Raw genomic sequence first — 17,823 nt, forward strand, 5'->3', positions numbered from 1 at the left:
GCTCCGATGCGATTTCTTCGAAGAAATCGCCCCCAGCATCCCCCTTTGCGCCCCGGGGGCGACCCGCCTATCCTCCCCCCAAAGGAGGCCCCGATGACCCGCATACGCCCCGCATCCGCACGCGCCAAATTCATTGAGCGGAATTTGCAAAACTCTTCGAAGAGTTTTGGCCCCCAGACGAACGCCTCGGACCCCAACTGATGCGCCCCGGCCCCCGCAACCTCATCACCGACATCCCCGGCCTCCGCGTCGGCAACGCGCATGACGCCACCCTCCGTTCCGGCACCACCGTCCTGACCGCTGACCGCCCCTTCGTGGCCGCAGTGCACGTCATGGGCGGCTCCCCCGGCACGCGCGAGACTGACCTCCTCGCCCCCGACCGCATGGTGCAAGAGGTCGACGCGATCTTCCTGTCCGGCGGCTCCGCCTTCGGCCTCGACGCCGGAACTGGCATCATGCAGGCCCTGCGCGAGGCCGGTCGCGGCTTCGCGGTCGGCCCCGTCCGCGTGCCCATCGTGCCGGGAGCTATCGTCTTCGACCTCCTCAACGGCGGCGACAAGGATTGGACCACCAGCCCCTACCCGACCCTCGGCCGCCGCGCCTTCGACGCCGCCGCCCCCGATTTCGCGCTCGGCACCGCCGGCGCAGGCTACGGCGCGATGACCGGCACCCTGAAAGGCGGCCTCGGCTCCGCCTCCTGCGTCCTGCCCTCCGGCCTCACCGTCGGGGCCCTCGTCGTCGTCAACGCCTTGGGCCGGGCCACCGTCGGCGAAACCCCCCACTTCTGGGCGGCCCCCTTCGAAGAGGGTACCGAATTTGGCGGCCTCGGCCCCGCGCCGATTGTCCCACAGGACGCACCCCTCCCGCGCAAACGGCTGGGCGAGGCCACCACCATCGCCATCGTCGCAACCGACGCCACCCTCACCAAGGCGCAAGCCCACCGCATGGCCGTCGCCGCCCATGACGGCATGGCCCGCGCGCTGGTCCCCTCGCACACGCCCTTGGACGGAGACCTCGTCTTCTCCGTCGCCACCGGCGCGAAACCCCTGCAGGACCCGCTGACCGACCCCTTCCAGATCGGCCACGCCGCCGCCACCTGCCTGGCCCGCGCCATCGCCCGCGCGGTCTACCTGGCCCGGTCCGAACCCCTGGACCTGCAACCCAGCTGGGCCACCCGCTTTGGCGAGAAACGCTGATCTGCCTGGACCGTCACCAAACACCCCACGCTTCCCTCCCCCCTCCGTGGGGGAGGGAGAGGGTGGGGGGCGCCACGGTTAACACCCGCTGAACGCCCACATCCAAACCCTTGATTTCTTTGAAGTTGCAAGACCCGCCCAGCGTGGACACTACCACCGCTTCAGCGCATCCTCATCTGCGTCCTTGGCGGCCACCCAGGACGCCCCATCCGCCGAAAGCTCCTTCTTCCAGAACGGAGCCCGGCTTTTCAGGTAGTCCATCAGAAACTCCGCCGCCGCGAAAGCATCCCCCCGATGCGGCGCCGCCGTGGCCACCATCATGATCGCTTCTCCGGGGGAAAGCTTCCCGTACCGGTGGATCACCAGGGCATCCGCCAGCGACCACCGCCGCACCGCTTCCTCGGCAATTCCGGAAATCGCCTTCTCGGTCATGCCTGGGTAATGCTCGATCTCCATCCCGGACAAGGAGCCGTCCTCATCCCGCACCAGCCCAGTGAAGCTGACCACCGCCCCCGCGCCACGGACGGTGGCAGTGAAGGCGGAAACCTCGGCCCCCAGATCGAACGGCTCGGACTGGACGGCCACCCGCATCTCAGCCCCCGGTCATCGGCGGGAAGAAAGCGACCTCTCTCACCCCGGCAAGCGGCGCATCGAACGAGGACAACTCCTGGTCCAGCGCGACCCGCAGGGAGGTCAGATCGGCAAAAGCCGCGGCATAGCGTTCTTCCCGGGCACGCAGTTCCTCGACCAGCGCGGCCACCGTTGGGGCCGAGGTCTCGATCCGCTCACGCGGAAGCCCGATCCGTTCCCGAACCCAGGCGAAGTAGAGAACGTCGATCACTTGTCTTCCCGCAAGAACGGCAACGACTTCGAGAAATACTCCCACCCCGTCACCAGGGTCAGGAATGCTGCAATCCACAACAGCCAGATGCCCGCAAGGTTCGCGTAGGAGGCGCAGTCCCGGTTACCGCAGGCGCGGATCGGGTCGGCGGTGCCGGCTGTAACCGCCTCGGCATACTGTTCCGGAGTCATGCCCTGCATGGCGACACCGTTCAGGTATTCCAGTCCCGTTCCCAGGAACAGCACCGCAATCGCGATCATCTGCGCCGTGGTCTTCCACTTGGCCAGCTTGGTGACCTTCAGAAGCCCGCTTTTCGCCCCCAGGTATTCCCGCAACCCGCCCACGAAGACCTCGCGGAACAGGATCAGCGTGGCGGGCAGGATCAGCCAGGGGTTCATCCCGTTGTAGCCGGTTAGCACCATGATCGCGATCACCACCATCGCCTTGTCGGCAATCGGGTCCAGCATGGCGCCGAACTTCGATTCCTGTTTCCAGAGCCGGGCGAGGTAACCATCGAACCAGTCGGTCAGCGCGGCGCCGACGAACAGCGCGAGGGCGAACCAGTCCGCCCAGGGTCGGTGGAAATACAGGAACATGACCGCAACGCCGGGCGCGGCGAGCAGACGAAGCACGGTCAGCGTGTTGGGGATCGTCCAGGTCATGTGGAAGTCGTAGACCAAGGGTCCTGCAGGGGAAAGGGGTTAGTTGCCGTCCACATGGACAGCGCCCGACCCCTTGCGTCCGGCTATAACCCCTCGGGCTGGCCCACCACCACGAAGTGCAGCGCCTGAGGGTCGAAGAGCCGCGCCGCGACGCGCTTGATGTCTTCCATCGTCACCGCCTCGACCTTGGCGTTCCGGGTGGTGACATAGTCGATGGGCATCCCGTCCATCTGCATCCCCACAAGGATGCTGGCGATGGGCCCGTTGCCGTCGAACCGCAGGGGATAGGAGCCGGTCAGGTAGGTCTTGGTTGCCTCAAGCTCTTCGGGTGAGACGCCTTCGGCGCCGATGCGGCCCCATTCCGCCTTCACGACCTCGATTGCCTCGGCAACCTTGTCGTTCGAGGCAGAGAACTGCCCCAGCAGCATGTCCGCATGGTCCATGTTCACGATGTAGGTGCCGATCCCGTAGGTCAGCCCGCGTTTTTCGCGGACTTCGGTCATCAGGCGCGCAGTGAAGCGCCCGCCGCCCAGCATCTCGTTCAGGACGAAGGCCGGGAAGAAATCGGGGTCGTCACGCGGAATGCCCTTCTGCCCGAAGAAGACGGTGGACTGCGGCGAGGGGAAATCGACCATGGTCTTGCCGCCGGTCAGAAGCCAGGGCGCAGCGGCTGGCTGCGGCGCGCCGGTTGCCGGAAGGTCGCCCAGAAGCCGGTCCAGAAGCAGCCCAAGCTCTTCCGCCGTGATGTCGCCTGCGGCAGCGACGAACACCCGGTCGCGGGCCAGCGCGGCCTTGTGCGCCGCCACCACGTCATCGCGGGTCAGGGCGGTCACCGTCTCGATCGTCCCGTCACCGCTGGACCCGTAGGGATGGTCGCCGAAGGCAAGGGCGTCGAACCGTTCCGAGGCGATGGTGCCGGGATCCTTCTCGTTCGACCGGAGGTTCGAAAGAACCTGTTCGCGCACACGGTCTACCGCATCCTGGTCGAAGCGGGGATTGACCAGCGCCTCACGCAGAAGATCGATGGCCTGGTCCCGGTTTTCGGTCAGGAACTGCGCCGAGACGCCCACGGAATCCGTGCCGGCGTCGAAGCGGAAGCTCGCGGCCAAAGCATCCCGGGCCTCGGCGAAGCCCCGGCTGTCCATCTCGCCCGCGCCTTCTTCCAGGGTGGCGGTCATCAGGTTGATGACGCCGCGCTTCTCAGGGGCTTCCAGCGAGGTGCCGCCCTTGAACTGGATCTCCAGCGCGGTGAAGGGGATGTTGTGGTCCTCGACCAGCCAGGCGGTGATCCCGCCGGGAGAGGTCACTTCCTTGATCGGAATCTCGGCCTGAGCCGGGAGGGCAAGCGCCAGGACGGCGGCGAAGACGGCGCGGATCATTCCTGGACCTCCGGGGCGGCAGCGGCGGGGGTGGGCTCGGCGGGGGCAGCCTCTGGCAGAGTCAGCCAGCCGGTCACGGCGTTCTTGCGGTCCAGGACCTTGCGGGCGGCGTTCATGATGTCCGCCTCGGTGACGGCGGAAAGCGCCTCGTCCCAGCCTTCGATGTCGGCAAGTCCAAGACCGATGCTGAACCCTTCGCCATAGCGTCGGGCAAGGGATTCGACGTCGTCGCGGGCATAGATCTCGCCGGCCCGGATCTGGGTGCGGATGCGCTCCAGCGCCGCGGGGTCCGGCCCGTTTTCCAGGAACTCGGCCAGGACCCGGTCCAGCTCGGCCTCGGCTTCTTCAAGACTGACGCCCGGTGCCGGGATAACCGCAAGGCCAAACGTCCCGTCGTCGATTGAGGTGCCGTTGTAGAAGGCACTGGTGTAGACGGCCACCTGCTTGTCGAACTGCAGCGCCCGGGCCAGGACCGAAGTCTGGCCGTTGCCGCCCAGGAGCTCGGCCAGCACGGTCAGCGCCGCCGCCTCAGCCTGCGCGCCGGGGTCGCGTTCGGGGGCAAGGTAGGTGCGGAACACATAGGGGTCCGACACCCGCTCGTCCTCAAGGACCAGACGGCGTTCGGCCAGCTGCGGCGGTTCCTGCGCCCGTTCGCGCGGAACAATGGCATCCGAGGGTTCAAGCGGCCCATAGTGCTTTTCGGCCAGGGCCCGCACTTCGTCGGGTTCCACGTCGCCGGCGATGACCAAGGTGGCGTTGTTCGGTGCATAGAAGCGCTGGTAGTAGTCCAGCGCGTCGTCGCGGCCCAGGTCTTCCATCTCGTGCCGCCAGCCGATGATCGGGATGCCGTAGGGATGGTTCATGTACTGCGCGGCGCGCATCTGCTCCATCAGAAGGGCGCCTGGGTCGCTGTCGGTGCGCTGTGCGCGTTCCTCGAGGATGACCTCTCGCTCGGTCGCGCCATCCTCCTCGGTCAGACGGAGGTTGCGCATCCGGTCGGCTTCCATCTCCATCACCAGGTCCAGCCGGTCAGCGGCGATGCGCTGGAAATAGGCGGTGTAGTCCCAGGAGGTGAAGGCGTTGTCGTCGCCGCCCTGCGCCTCGACGATGCCCGAGAAGGCATTGGGGGCGACCTTCTCGGTCCCCTTGAACATCAGGTGTTCCAAGAAATGCGCGATGCCGGAATGGCCGCGGGGTTCATCGGCGGCGCCAACGCGATACCAGATCATCTGGACGACGACCGGCGCGCGGTGATCCTCGATCACGACGACATTCAGACCATTATCCAGCGTGAAGGTCGTGACCGGCTCTTGGGCCAGGGCGGGAAGGCTGAGGCCTAGCAGAATTGCAGCGCCAACACGTCCGATCATCGGCTTCTCCACCCTGGTTTTCCGGGAAACTGCGGCGCGGGGGCGCGACAATCAAGCCCGGCCGGGGCAGGGCCACGCGCTTGTTACTCTTCGTCAGGCTTGCGCGGCGGGGCGGACGAGGTCCGGATGCCAAGGGCGCGCCAGCGGGCAAGTTCGGCCTGCTGGTCAAGGCGATACTTGCGGTAGGCCTTGTAATAGACGTTGACGTTGAACAGCCGTTCCAGGATGCGGCCGTTGTTGTCACGACGCCATTCCAGGTCTTCCGAGGCAAGGGTGGCGCGGATCCCGCCTTCGACGCCGAAGCGGGCGGCATGGGCGTAAAGGGCCGAGTCACCCGAGGGGATGCCTCCTGCCGCGCCGGGCCGGCCGCCAAGGGCGATGACGGCATCGGCTTCCGGGTTCTGGTCGGTGCGGTTGAAACCGCCGGGGGTCGGTTCCGGAAGTTCTGCCAGATTTTCCGGCATTTCCAGTGGCTTGGGCGGTACGATGGCAAACTCGTCCGGACCCTGGCCCGACCGCAGGTTCATCAGCTGGGGATCGCGGTCCCCACCGCAGGCTGCCAGCGTGACCATCGCCGCAACCGCGATGACCGCCCTGCCTTTCGCTGCCTGCATGTATGCCTCCAAACCGTCTTTGCCCCGTCTTAGCCTAAAGCAATGCGGGCGTCACGGGTGTTTAGCGCTTGGACCGGGGGGGTTTTCCGCCGGTCGCCTTGGGCGCGTCGGTGCCCTTGGCGAAGATCACCAGCCCCAACGCTCCTGCAAAGATCGCGATGTCGGCCACGTTGAAGGCATAGGGGTTCTCGATCCCGCAGCAGGACATGTTCAGGAAGTCCGCCACCGCACCATAGGCGATTCGGTCGATGATGTTGCCCAGAGCGCCGCCGACCAGAAGGCCGCCCGACAGTTCGGCCTTCCAGTTCCCGGTCTCGCGCCGCATCCACCAGATCACCCAGGCCGAGATGACCAGCGCCAGGACGATCAGCGCCCAGCGCGCCCAGTCGGAACCGTGCGAGAGAAGGCCGAAGTTGATCCCGTAGTTCCAGGCCATGCGGAAGGTCAGGTAGGGCGGGAAGACGTCCATCTCGCCCCGGTTGATCAGGTCCAGACCATGCACCACGGCCAGCTTGGTCAGCTGGTCCAGGACGAAGACGACGATGGCGGTGATCCAGAAGCGGCGCATGTCAGTGCCGGAAATGCCGCTGGCCGGTGAAGATCATCGCCAGCCCGCGTTCGTCGGCGGCTGCAATGACCTCATCGTCGCGCATCGAACCGCCGGGCTGGATGATCGCCGTCGCGCCCGCCTCGGCGGCGGTGATCAACCCGTCGGCGAAGGGGAAGAAGGCGTCCGATGCCACCACGGAGCCCTTGGTCAGCGGCCCGGGCAGTCCCAGCGCCTCGGCCATGTCCTGCGCCTTGCGGGCGGCGATGCGGGTGCTGTCCACGCGGCTCATCTGCCCGGCGCCGACGCCGACGGTCGCGCCGTCCTTGACGTAGATGATCGCGTTCGATTTCACATGCTTGGCCACGGTCCAGGCGAACATCAGGTCGGCCAGTTCCTTGTCCGTCGGCTTCCGCTTCGTCACGACCTTGAGGTCGCTGGCCGAGACATGCCCCGCGTCCCGGTCCTGCACCAGGAAGCCGCCGGCCACCTGCTTGAAGGCCAGGCCCTTGGCCTTGGGGTCCGGCAAGGCACCCGTGGTCAGAAGCCGCAGGTTCTTCTTGCCCGCAAAGACCGCCTTGGCCTCATCCGTCGCGTCCGGGGCGATGACGACCTCGGTGAAGATCTTCACGATCTCTTCCGCCGTTGCCCCGTCGAGCACCTGGTTCAGCGCGACGATCCCGCCGAAGGCAGAGGTTTGGTCGCACTGGTAGGCGCGCTGATAGGCCTCGGTCAGGGTCGCGGCCGTGGCTACCCCACATGGGTTCGCGTGCTTGATGATCGCGCAGGCCGGGGCGCCGCCGGCGAACTCGGCAACCAGCTCGAAGGCTGCGTCGGTGTCGTTGATGTTGTTGTAGGACAGCTCCTTGCCCTGCCACTGGCGAGCCGTGGCGACACCAGGGCGGCGCGAGCTGTCGACATAGAAGGCCGCCGCTTGATGCGGGTTCTCGCCGTAGCGGAGCGTCTGGGCCAGCTTTCCCGCGAAGCTGCGGTAGCGGGGCGCGGGTTCCTTGATCTCACCTGCAAGCCAGGTGCTGACGGCGGTGTCGTAGGCCGCGGTCTTGGCATAGGCGGTCAGCGCCAGCTTCTGGCGATAGGCCATCGTCGTGGCCCCGTCGTTCTGCTTCAACTGGGCAAGGAGGCAGTCGTAATCCATCGGATCGGTGACGACCGTCACGAAACGGTGGTTCTTCGCCGCCGCGCGGATCATCGCCGGGCCGCCGATGTCGATGTTCTCGATGCAGGTCGCGTGGTCCGCGCCTTTCGCCACCGTCTCTTCGAACGGGTAGAGGTTGACGATCAGAAGGTCGATCGGCTCGATCCCGTGGGCGGCCATCGCCACCAGATGCTCGTCATCGTCGCGCAGCGCCAGTAGGCCGCCATGGACATTGGGGTGCAGCGTCTTCACGCGCCCGTCCATCATCTCGGGGAAGCCCGTCACGTCCGAGACGTCCCGCACCTGCAGACCTGCCGCCCGCAGCATCCCGCTGGTCCCGCCCGTGGAAATCAGTTCCACCCCGTATCCCGCCAGCGCGCGGGCCAAGTCCAGAAGGCCGGTCTTGTCTGAAACCGAAATCAGCGCGCGGCCGATGGGGACGAGGTTGGTCATGGCTGAACCCTTCACTGTGCCCGTGTCGGGGCCCTAGGGGTCCGTCTCGATGTCCCCCAGGTCCCGGATGGCCAGCGGAGTATCCTTTGCCTTCGCCAAGGTCCAGCCTATCCGTGTCTCGAAGGTCCGCGCCTCGCCCCTGAGCACGATTTGTGTGCAGGGCCGCGGGTTCACCCGCCCGTTTTCCAGGTAGGCCGAGGGTTCAAGGTCCAGGTCCGCGGGTCCAGTGAAGCGGAAGATCCAGATCTCGCCGCTTTTCAGGACCATCGAGACCGCGGCCCCACCCATGTCCAGCGTCGCATCCACCTCGGGATGCAGGTGGAAGCGGATCGAGAAGCGAGCACCCGCCATCGCGGTCTGGGTCATAGCATCCTCGAACCGCCGCCGTGCCTCGGCCGTCATCGCGGTCAACGCATCCACGCCGGACAACCGCCGCCCGTCATGGGCCAGCGTCAGGCTGCGGCTGGTGGTCAGGCCGTGGCTTTGCAGGTAGCCGTCGTGGGACAGGTAAAGGTCCGTCCCCTCGGTCCCCACCGTCAGGCGCGAGGCGGTGACCTGTGCGCGCTGCTCCAGAACTTCGCCCGACCGGCCCACGCGCGAGGAGGAGACGCCTTCCATCCCCAGTACCGAATGGGACGGCGTGGCCCGCGCTGCCTGACGCCAGGCAGACCCGAAAGCGACGCCCGAGCCGCAGTTCACCACCAGCGGCCGCCGTCCCGAGGTCAGCTCGAAGGCCGTGGTCGAGGCGTGCGCGGTCCGTGCCGCGCGTCCTGCTGGCGGGGACGAGGCATCGACGACGACCGAAGTCCGACCGCCGGACAGTCGGGCGTAGCCCATCGCGATGGCTGGCGTCGCCCCGAGCCGCACCCCGGCGGCCGCGAGGGCTTGGTCCAGCCGCCCTTCTGCTGCCCGACCCCCGCCGTGGAAGCGGGCCAGCTCGCCATCCGCGTGGCGCAGGGCCCGAAGCGCCGGGGCGATCCGGGTGATCGCGGCCGACAGAGCCGGAGGAATGGCAAGGTTCGCCTCGCTCATCGCGCTGGCGGACCAGGTGAGCAGGGTCAGCACCTCAAGCAGTTCTTCGGGGTTCCGGGTCGGGATGCCGCCTTCCTTGTCGATGTCAGCCTCGCAGGCGGCGGCGAGGGCATTGCTTGCGGGGGCGACCAGCGCCTCCATCCCGATCAGCGAGATCCCGGCATAGACCAGCCCGGTCAGCGCCTCGAACCGCGGCAGCCCCACGGCCGCGCTTCGCCAGCGTCTGGCGAGGTAGGTCGCCTGCCGCGACAGGGCCGCGTAGAAGGCTGCCGACTGCACCTTGTCGCGCGTCTGCAGCAGGATCGTCGCGTGGTGGATCCAGCGGATGATCCGGCGTCCGGTCAGGTCCGGGGTCCAGCCCGGGCCGCGGCCCCGCCCGTAGCGGTCGATCCAGCCCCAAGTCCAGTCCTGCGCCCGCGCCAGCGCCTCCCGGGTCCCGAGCGCGGCCAGGTCGTCCAGCCAGGCGAAGCCATGCGCCTCAGCCGCAAAGGCGGCGTCTGGCGGGGGGATGTCCCAAAGGGAAAGCCCCGGCGCCTCGGCCAGATGCCCGGCCAGGAGGATGTTTCCGGCAACCAGCTGCTTGCCGCGGCTATAAAGCCCGATCGAGCGGGGTTCCGGCTGCGAAACGAAGCCACCCGCCGGCCGCGCGCGCTGCGCTGCCAGAACGGCCAGCCGGTCGGCCAGCCGGTCGAATTGCTTCGACGTGTTGCGGATGCTGCCCACGTCCTGCCTCGCTCGCTTGCCCGGTAGCCCCAGGTCGTCGGGCGATGATAGGCCAGGTGACGGCGTCTGTCACCAGAAAGGCTTGGGGGGTTGCTGCCCGTCAGCCCAGGTGGTCGATCCGCTGCATCACCTGCGCCAGATGGCCGACCTGGTCCAGCCAGCGCGCCAGAAGCTTCGGATCATGCGGCGCGCCATGCACCCCCGCCGGGATCTCGCGCGCCAGCACCGCCTCGATCGCCATCGAAACCGGAACCGAGACAAGCCGCCCCATCGCCGTCCCGCGCACGTCGCCCCAGGCGTCCATCGCCCAGGTCTCGTGGAACACGGGCTTGCCGTCGCGTTCGGCCTTCAGGGACACGAAGAGGACCACCCGGTCCGGCTCGCCCTCGGCGTAGGCGTTGTCCTTGAGAAGTGCCGCAGCCCGCGCCTCCAGCGCCGCGTTGATCTCGGCCAGCGGCTTGCCTTCCAGGCCTTCGATTTCGCGGAAGATCGGTGCCCAGGCGTCGGCCCAGCCGTTCAGGCGGATGGTGCCACGGACGAAGTCCTTGACCTTCCAGTGTTTTTCGAACCGATACTCGTCCATGAACGGATAGCTGTCGCGGTTCGGGTAGACTTCGAAGCTTTCCGGCTGGGGCAGAGGCGCGTCATAGCGGCTGATCGCGTCCCAGGGCCGCGCGACCCGCAGCTCGGTGAAATGCCGCAGGGACCGCGAGGGGGAGCGCAATGCCTTCAGCACCCCCGCCGGAGCCCAGGAGAACTTGTAGCGGAAGGCATTCGCCACCTTGGGCACGCCGCCGCAGTACGAGGTGAAGCTGAGGACGTTGTCGTTGTGATAGGCCTTCGAGGCCCGATACCGCGCTACAAGGTCATGCGCCATCAGGTGGTCGATCCCTGGGTCAAGGCCGACCTCGTTGATCGACACCAGCCCCTTTTCGCGGAACGCGCCGTCCAGCTCGCGCATCTCCGGCGCGATATAGGAGGAGGAGCAGAAGTTCGCCCCCTTCTCCAGGCACAGCTTGGCGATTCCCACGTGCTGGTCGGCGGGCAGCATGGACACCGCGATGTCGCCGGGCTGCAGTGCGGCCGCCAAAGCCTCCAGGCTGAACGGCCGGATGTCCTGGGTCAGGTCCCCGACCTCGGCCTTGGCCTTCTCGACCGTGCGGTTCCAGACCGTGACGGGATGCCCCGCCTCGATCAGCCGCCGCAGCCCTGGAATGGACGACAGCCCCGTGCCGCACCAATGGATCGTCATTCTCTCACTCCCCTTTGCCCCCAGGACCCAAAAATCTTAAGCAAGATTTTTGACAAATTCCTTCCTCAAGGAATTTGGGTCCCGGGAAGAACCGTTGCTCACACGCCCGCGACGTGCCTGTCGAATTCCACCTTCGCCCGTCCCCAGACGCCCGCCCCAAGGTCGGTCAGCGTCAGCAGCGACGGCAACAGCTGCGCCGCATAGTCCTGCGAGGATTCCACCGGCATCAGGCTGGGCAGGTTGTCGATGGCCGTCACGTCCAGCGGCGGGTTGTCGTGCACCCGCAGCGCGGGGGCGTCCCAATCGGTGGCCCGGTCATAGACCTTGATGGGCGAGAAATCACTGGTCGGATCGCAGGCGATATCGCCGATCACCGTCAGCTTGCGAGGATCGGTCTTGGCGCTGGCCGGAACGAACACCGGACACCCCGGTCGCGCCAGGATGCAGTTCAGGAAGATCTCGTGCTGCAACACCTCCGGGAACGGCCCGCCCGACGCGGTTTCCGCCATGTCCCATTTCGTCACCGGCACACCCATCGCGGTGCAAAGATCCGCCGCCCCGGTCCCGACACGTCCCAGCGCCCCGATGATGATGGCGCGCGGACGCCCCAGCCCTGCAAGCTCCTCGCCCAGCTGCGCCAGAAGCGCGTCCTTCGACGCCACCTTGCGCACCGGCCCGGCGATCCCGCTGCGCTGCTGTGCTGCCCAGCACTTCAGGCTGACCGCTGCCCCCGCATAGCCCGCCCAGTAGCCGAAGGCCGCGACTCGGCGGCCGGTTTCGTCCACAAGATACTCCAGGTCGAATAGCGTCCCGCCCCCGGCCTTGAACCGCTGCAACAGGACGCGCCCCGCCGGCTGGCCCTTGTAGGCATGGCCGAACATGATGTGCCGGTGGGTCAGGGGGCTGCCGTCCTCGGGCAGTTCCTTCAGCCCGAAGATGATCGCGTCCGCAGGCGCCTTGGGCCACAGGTTCTCCTCGGCAATGTCGCAGCCGGCCGCCACATAACCGTCCAGCGGGATCGCCCGGACCGAGGACTTCTCCACCGTTACCCGGATCCCGGCCTTGATCAGCGCTGCGGCGCCCTCCGGCGTGATTCCGACCCGCTCTTCGTTCGGCCGCTGTTCGGCCCGCACCCACAGATGGGTCATCTTCCCGTCCTTCCCCGGCAGTTCGCGACCCGTGATAGCCGAAGACCAGAGGCGGCAAAACCCCGCAAACCGACTGTTTCAAAGCGGACCTGCTTGCATTGGCTGCAAGTTCGTCGCAACTGTGCGTCAGCGCGAATGACGAGTTTCCGATGCAGATTGAACCCACCGCATTGCCCGATGTGCTGATCGTGACACCCCGCCGCTTCGGCGACGCCCGGGGTTGGTTCACGGAAACCTGGAACGCGCAGCGCATGGCCGAGGCCGGGATTGACCTGCCCTGGGTGCAGGACAACCATTCCTTCTCGGCCGCCAAGGGAACGCTGCGCGGCCTGCACTACCAGTCCCCGCCCAAGGCGCAGGACAAACTGGTCCGCTGCTCGCGCGGGGCGATCCTTGACGTGGCCGTGGACATCCGCACTGGCTCTCCCGCCTACGGGAAATGGGTCGCGGTGGAGCTGACGCCCGAGAACGGACGGCAGCTTCTGGTCCCGAAGGGCTTCCTGCACGGCTTCGTCACCCTGACCGACGATACCGAGGTGCAGTACAAGTGCACCGACCTCTACAGCCCTCAGAATGACGGCGCCGTCCGCTGGGACGATCCTGCCATCGGCATCGACTGGGGCGTCACCGCGCCGATCCTGTCCGACAAGGACGCCAAGGCCCCGTTCCTGGCCGAGATTGGCACTCCGTTCCGCTGGGAGGCGAAATGAAGCTTCTTGTCACAGGCGGCGCCGGCTTCATCGGCTCGGCCGTGGTTCGGCTCGCGGTTTCGCGCGGGCATGAGGTCGTGAACCTTGACGCCATGACCTATGCCGCGAACGAGGCCAACGTGGCCCCCGTCGCGCAGTCGAACCTCTACAGCTTCGAGAAGGCCGATATCCGCGACCGCGCGGCGCTGGACCGTATCTTTGCCACCCATTCCCCCGATGCGGTGATGCACCTTGCGGCCGAAAGCCACGTGGACCGGTCGATCGACGGCCCTTCGGACTTCATCGAGACGAACATCACCGGCACCTTCAACCTGCTGGAGGCCGCCCGCGCCCACTGGACCCGCGCCGGCAAGCCCGCAGGGTTCCGCTTCCACCACATCTCGACCGATGAAGTCTTCGGTTCGCTCGGCCCGGAAGGCCAGTTCACCGAGACCACGGCCTACGACCCCCGCTCGCCCTATTCGGCGTCAAAGGCCGCCTCGGACCACCTGGTCCGCGCCTGGCATGAGACCTACGGGCTGCCCGTGGTGTTGACCAACTGCTCGAACAACTACGGCCCCTACCACTTCCCGGAAAAGCTGATCCCCGTCGTCATCCTGAACGCGCTGCATGGCAAGCCCATTCCGGTCTATGGCAAGGGAGAGAACGTCCGCGACTGGCTTTACGTCGAGGACCACGCCGATGCCTTGCTGCTGGTCGTCCAGAAGGGCGCGGTGGGCCGCAGCTACAACATCGGCGGCGAGAACGAGCGGCGGAACATCGACCTCGTCCGCACGATCTGCGCGCTGCTGGACGAGATGGCCCCAAAGGCCACGCCCTATGCCGATCAGATCACCTTCGTCACCGACCGCCCGGGCCACGACGCCCGCTATGCCATCGACCCGTCCCGCATCCGCGAGGAACTGGGCTGGCGTCCCTCGGTCACCGTGGAAGAGGGCCTGCGCCGCACGGTGCGCTGGTATCTGGACAATGAAGCCTGGTGGCGTCCGCTTCTGAACCGTCAGGGGGTCGGGGAACGGCTGGGCAAGGCATGAAACTTCTCGTCTTCGGCAAGACTGGCCAGGTCGCCCGCGAGCTGCAACGCATCGCCCCTAACGCGATCTACCTGGGGCGGGAGGAGGCGGATCTGATGGACCCCTCCGCCTGCGCGGCCGCCGTCGCTGCCCACGATGCCGATGCGGTCATCAACGCCGCCGCCTGGACCGCCGTCGACAAGGCCGAGACCGAGGAAGCCGCCGCCTTTACGGTCAACGGTGATGCCCCGGCCGCCATGGCGCTTGCCGCCGCCGCGAAGGGCGTGCCGTTCCTGCACATCTCGACCGACTATGTCTTTGACGGGGCAGGGGACCAGCCCTTCCGACCCGACCATCCCACCGGCCCTCTGGGGGCCTATGGCCGCTCGAAGCTTGCTGGCGAGGAGGGCGTGCGCGCCGCGGGGGGAGCGCACCTGATCCTTCGCACCTCCTGGGTCGTGTCGGCCCATGGGGCGAACTTCGTGAAAACGATGCTTCGCCTGGGGCGCGAGCGCGAAAGCCTGAACGTCGTGGCCGATCAGGTCGGCGGCCCGACACCCGCCGCGGCGATTGCCCAGGCACTTGTCACCGCCGCCAAGGCGATGACCGGCGGGGCACCCGGCGGGACGCACCATTTCTCGGGTGCGCCGGACACAAGCTGGGCCGGCTTCGCCCGCGCGATCATGGCCGAGGCGGGCCTTGCCTGCCGGATCAACGACATCCCGACCAGCGAATACCCCACGCCGGCCAAACGCCCGCTGAATTCGCGCCTTGATTGCAGTGCATTTACCACCGCGTTCGGCATCCCGCGCCCCGACTGGCGCGACGGGCTGCGCGCGATCGTGAAGGAGTTGACCCAATGACCCGCAAAGGCATCCTCCTCGCCGGGGGCACCGGATCCCGGCTCTGGCCGATCACGCTGGGCGTGTCGAAGCAGCTTCTGCCGATCTACGACAAGCCGATGGTCTTCTACCCGCTGTCGGTCCTTATGCTGGCAGGTATCCGCGAGATCGCGATCATCACCACCCCCGACGACCAGCCGCAGTTCCAGCGCCTGCTGAAAGACGGCAGCCAGTGGGGACTGAGCTTCACCTGGATCATCCAGGAACGCCCCGAGGGCCTGGCGCAAGCCTATCTTCTGACCCGCGACTTCCTGGCGGGCGCGCCCTCGGCGATGGTCCTGGGCGACAACATCTTCTTCGGCCACGGGTTGCCCGAAATGCTTGCCCGCGCCGATGAGCAACCTTCGGGCGGGACGGTCTTCGGCTACCATGTCTCGGACCCCGAACGTTATGGCGTGGCGGCTTTCGACAGTGCGGGCAAGGTCACCCAGATCATCGAAAAGCCCAAAGACCCGCCTTCAAGCTTCGCGATCACGGGGCTTTACTTCCTGGACGGCCGCGCCCCGGACATCGCCGCGACGATCAAACCTTCTCCTCGCGGAGAGCTGGAGATCGTGGACGTGCTGGAACACTACCGCGCCGAAGGCTCGCTTCAGGTCGAACGGATGGGGCGCGGCTATGCCTGGCTGGATACCGGCACTCCGGGAAGCCTGCTCGACGCCGGAAACTTCGTCCGCACGCTGGAGGAACGGCAGGGGATGCAGGTCGGATCGCCCGACGAGATCGCGTTCCAGCGTGGCTGGATCGACCGCGACGGGTTGAAACGGCAAGCCGAGGTCTTCGGCAAGTCGAGCTACGGTGCTCACCTTGCCAAGGTGCTGAAAGAGTCCTAGGCGCTCCGCCCCGACCGCAGGAAGAGGTAGAGCGGCAGCCCGCAGCTGACCCCGATGCAGAAGGTCGCGGGAATAGCCACCAGATGCGCCCACGCCCGGCGGCTGATCGCCTCGGCCAGGATCCAGACGGTCAGCGCGATGGCAGCGATGGTCAGGTCCCAGGTCAGGCCGGTGGTCGAGGCGTTGACGTACCAGGCGTCGATCAACCCGCCCAGACCCGTGCCCGTCTCGCGCATGTGGCGCAGGAACCAGTACATCGGGTGCACCGCACCCCAGACGGCCAGGGCAAGGAAAGCCAGGCGCAGCGGGGTCATCGGATCACCACGCCCACTGCGGCTTCGCCCGAGACCGACACCCCCTTGGACGGCGGCTCGGGCGCGCCATCGGCACCGCAGGCGGCAAGGGCAAGACAGGCGACAAGCAGAATGCGTGGCATGGCTGGGACTTTCCTCAGGGGTCTATGGTCACCGTGGCACCGCCGACCTTGCCCGACAAGGTCGGGTTTGCCTCCACCCCGTCAGGGCCGAAGGTCAGGTTGGTTGCCACCATCGGGCTGCTGCAGGCCGAAACGGCGACGAGGGCAATCAGAAGCCAGGGTTTCATCGCGGGTCTCCTTCGTCCAAAGCCCGGCCTTACGGCAGGGAAGGTCACTGCAGCGCGGTTTTCCAGCGTGCGATCTGCGCACGAACCAGTTCCGGCGCGGTCCCGCCATAGGAGGTGCGGCTGCGAACCGAGTTTTCTACTCCGAGAACCGAATAGATTTCCTGCGTGATCCCGGGATGGACGCTGTTCATCTCTTCCAGCGACAGGTCGGGCAGGTCGCAGCCCGTCTTCTCGGCCATCGCCACCAGCGTGCCGGTGACATGGTGCGCCTCGCGGAACGGAAGGCCCAGGGCGCGGACCAGCCAGTCGGCCAGGTCGGTCGCGGTCGAGAAGCCGCTGGCGGCGGCAGCTTTCAGCACGTCCCGGTTGGCGGTCATGTCGCTGACCATCCCGGTCATCGCCGCCAGACCCAGCATCAGGCTGTCGGCGGCGTCGAAGACCTGCTCCTTGTCCTCTTGCATGTCCTTGGAATAGGTCAGCGCCAGGCCCTTCATGACGGTGAACAAGGCCACCGTCGCCCCCAGGATTCGCCCCAGCTTGGCGCGCAGCAGTTCCGCCGCGTCAGGGTTCTTTTTCTGCGGCATGATCGACGACCCGGTGGTCCAGCGGTCCGACAGGCGGACAAAACGGAACTGGGCCGAGGACCAGATCACCAGCTCTTCGGCGAAGCGCGACAGGTGCATGGCGCAGATGCTGGACGCCGACAGGAACTCCAGCGCGAAATCGCGGTCGCTGACGCTGTCCAGGCTATTTGCCGTCGGCCGGTCGAAGCCCAGCGCCTTCGCGGTCATGTGCCGGTCGATGGGGAAACTGGTCCCCGCCAGCGCCGCCGCGCCCAAGGGGCATTCGTTCATGCGGCGGCGGGCGTCCTCGAACCGCGACCGGTCGCGGGCCAGCATCTCGACATAGGCCATCATGTGGTGGCCCCAGGTCACCGGCTGCGCGGTCTGCAGGTGGGTGAAGCCCGGCATGACCCAGTCCGCCCCGGCCTCGGCCTGCTGCAGAAACGCCTTCATCAGCCCGGTCAGCCCGGCAATCGCCTGGTCGCACTGGTCGCGGACCCAAAGCCGGAAATCCACCGCCACCTGGTCGTTCCGGCTGCGCCCGGTGTGCAGGCGCTTCCCCGCCTCGCCGATCCGTTCGGTCAGCCGGGCCTCGATGTTCAGGTGGATGTCTTCCAGGTCCGTCGTGAACGGAAATTTCCCCGCTTCGATCTCTGACAAGATCGCGAGCAGCCCTTCCCCAATCGCCTGCGCATCCCTATCAGTGATGATGCCCTGTGCGGCCAGCATCGCCGCATGGGCCCGGCTGCCCGCGATATCCTGGGCGTAGAGCCGCTGGTCGAACCCGATCGAGGCGTTGATCGCCGTCATGATCGCGTCCGGCCCG

Annotated in this window: 20 protein-coding genes; 5 read left to right on the forward strand and 15 right to left on the reverse strand. The window is 67.0% G+C overall.

Annotation, left to right across the window (positions count from 1 at the left end):
* The first annotated feature begins 200 nt into the window (after positions 1–200).
* Positions 201–1,196: a P1 family peptidase gene (locus ACE3Q6_RS21370; RefSeq protein WP_374436930.1), complete on the forward strand. Its 996-nt coding sequence runs from the start codon at positions 201–203 to the stop codon at positions 1,194–1,196.
* Positions 1,197–1,346: 150 nt separating this feature from the next.
* On the opposite strand, the gene ACE3Q6_RS21375 is transcribed toward ACE3Q6_RS21370, so the two are convergent.
* The 11 genes from ACE3Q6_RS21375 to ACE3Q6_RS21425 form a co-directional block, all read right to left on the reverse strand.
* Positions 1,347–1,787, reverse strand: coding sequence for a molybdenum cofactor biosynthesis protein MoaE (locus tag ACE3Q6_RS21375; RefSeq protein ID WP_374436933.1), 441 nt, complete (start codon positions 1,785–1,787; stop codon positions 1,347–1,349).
* Position 1,788: 1 nt separating this feature from the next.
* A complete protein-coding gene (gene moaD / locus ACE3Q6_RS21380; RefSeq protein ID WP_374436936.1) occupies positions 1,789–2,037 on the reverse strand; it encodes a molybdopterin converting factor subunit 1 in 249 nt (82 codons plus the stop codon).
* On the reverse strand, positions 2,034–2,699 hold the full coding sequence (gene pgsA / locus ACE3Q6_RS21385) for a CDP-diacylglycerol--glycerol-3-phosphate 3-phosphatidyltransferase (protein WP_374436938.1): 666 nt from the start codon (positions 2,697–2,699) through the stop codon (positions 2,034–2,036). The genes moaD and pgsA overlap by 4 nt, the downstream gene beginning before the upstream one ends.
* 83 nt (positions 2,700–2,782) lie before the next feature.
* Positions 2,783–4,078 (reverse strand): M16 family metallopeptidase, encoded by a 1,296-nt coding sequence (locus ACE3Q6_RS21390; RefSeq protein WP_374436940.1) that lies wholly within the window; start codon positions 4,076–4,078, stop codon positions 2,783–2,785.
* Positions 4,075–5,448, reverse strand: coding sequence for a M16 family metallopeptidase (locus ACE3Q6_RS21395; RefSeq protein ID WP_374436942.1), 1,374 nt, complete (start codon positions 5,446–5,448; stop codon positions 4,075–4,077). The genes ACE3Q6_RS21390 and ACE3Q6_RS21395 overlap by 4 nt, the downstream gene beginning before the upstream one ends.
* Positions 5,449–5,531: 83 nt before the next feature.
* Positions 5,532–6,062: a DUF3035 domain-containing protein gene (locus ACE3Q6_RS21400; protein ID WP_374436944.1), complete on the reverse strand. Its 531-nt coding sequence runs from the start codon at positions 6,060–6,062 to the stop codon at positions 5,532–5,534.
* Between the two features lie 61 nt (positions 6,063–6,123).
* A complete protein-coding gene (lspA, locus tag ACE3Q6_RS21405; protein ID WP_374436946.1) occupies positions 6,124–6,630 on the reverse strand; it encodes a signal peptidase II in 507 nt (168 codons plus the stop codon).
* A gap of 1 nt (position 6,631) precedes the next feature.
* Positions 6,632–8,218 (reverse strand): bifunctional phosphoribosylaminoimidazolecarboxamide formyltransferase/IMP cyclohydrolase, encoded by a 1,587-nt coding sequence (gene purH / locus ACE3Q6_RS21410; protein ID WP_374436948.1) that lies wholly within the window; start codon positions 8,216–8,218, stop codon positions 6,632–6,634.
* 33 nt (positions 8,219–8,251) lie between these two features.
* Positions 8,252–9,973, reverse strand: a complete 1,722-nt coding sequence (locus tag ACE3Q6_RS21415; protein ID WP_374436950.1) for a heparinase II/III family protein — start codon at positions 9,971–9,973, stop codon at positions 8,252–8,254.
* Between the two features lie 100 nt (positions 9,974–10,073).
* On the reverse strand, positions 10,074–11,225 hold the full coding sequence (locus ACE3Q6_RS21420; RefSeq protein ID WP_374436953.1) for a saccharopine dehydrogenase family protein: 1,152 nt from the start codon (positions 11,223–11,225) through the stop codon (positions 10,074–10,076).
* A gap of 98 nt (positions 11,226–11,323) precedes the next feature.
* Entirely contained in the window at positions 11,324–12,373 is a 1,050-nt protein-coding gene (locus ACE3Q6_RS21425; protein WP_374436956.1) for a saccharopine dehydrogenase, read from the reverse strand.
* Positions 12,374–12,522: 149 nt separating this feature from the next.
* Here ACE3Q6_RS21425 and rfbC point away from each other — a divergent pair, with 149 nt between their 5' ends.
* From rfbC to rfbA, 4 genes are read left to right on the forward strand one after another with little or no spacing between them, the layout of a single operon-like run.
* The gene (gene rfbC, locus ACE3Q6_RS21430; RefSeq protein WP_374436957.1) at positions 12,523–13,083 is read left to right on the forward strand and encodes a dTDP-4-dehydrorhamnose 3,5-epimerase; all 561 of its coding nucleotides are present in this window, start codon (positions 12,523–12,525) and stop codon (positions 13,081–13,083) included.
* Positions 13,080–14,117: a dTDP-glucose 4,6-dehydratase gene (gene rfbB, locus ACE3Q6_RS21435; RefSeq protein ID WP_374436959.1), complete on the forward strand. Its 1,038-nt coding sequence runs from the start codon at positions 13,080–13,082 to the stop codon at positions 14,115–14,117. Before rfbC ends, rfbB begins: the two co-directional genes overlap by 4 nt.
* A complete protein-coding gene (rfbD, locus tag ACE3Q6_RS21440) occupies positions 14,114–14,959 on the forward strand; it encodes a dTDP-4-dehydrorhamnose reductase (protein ID WP_374436960.1) in 846 nt (281 codons plus the stop codon). Before rfbB ends, rfbD begins: the two co-directional genes overlap by 4 nt.
* Positions 14,956–15,831 carry a glucose-1-phosphate thymidylyltransferase RfbA gene (gene rfbA, locus ACE3Q6_RS21445; protein WP_374436961.1) on the forward strand — a complete coding sequence of 292 codons (876 nt, stop codon included), beginning with the start codon at positions 14,956–14,958 and terminating at the stop codon, positions 15,829–15,831. Before rfbD ends, rfbA begins: the two co-directional genes overlap by 4 nt.
* Here the strand turns inward: rfbA and ACE3Q6_RS21450 are convergent.
* The 4 genes from ACE3Q6_RS21450 to argH all read right to left on the reverse strand — a co-directional run.
* Positions 15,828–16,145 (reverse strand): DUF2834 domain-containing protein, encoded by a 318-nt coding sequence (locus ACE3Q6_RS21450; RefSeq protein WP_374436964.1) that lies wholly within the window; start codon positions 16,143–16,145, stop codon positions 15,828–15,830. The two genes, rfbA and ACE3Q6_RS21450, sit on opposite strands and share 4 nt — an antisense overlap.
* Positions 16,142–16,267: a hypothetical protein gene (locus ACE3Q6_RS21455; protein ID WP_374436966.1), complete on the reverse strand. Its 126-nt coding sequence runs from the start codon at positions 16,265–16,267 to the stop codon at positions 16,142–16,144. Before ACE3Q6_RS21455 ends, ACE3Q6_RS21450 begins: the two co-directional genes overlap by 4 nt.
* 14 nt (positions 16,268–16,281) lie before the next feature.
* Entirely contained in the window at positions 16,282–16,434 is a 153-nt protein-coding gene (locus ACE3Q6_RS21460) for a hypothetical protein (RefSeq protein ID WP_374436968.1), read from the reverse strand.
* A 44-nt stretch (positions 16,435–16,478) separates the two neighbouring features.
* A partial coding sequence (argH, locus tag ACE3Q6_RS21465) for an argininosuccinate lyase (protein WP_374436970.1) occupies positions 16,479–17,823 on the reverse strand: 1,345 nt, incomplete at its 5' end.

Origin of the sequence: Tabrizicola sp., from assembly GCF_041913445.1 — a bacterium.
Taxonomy (GTDB): Bacteria; Pseudomonadota; Alphaproteobacteria; order Rhodobacterales; family Rhodobacteraceae; genus Tabrizicola.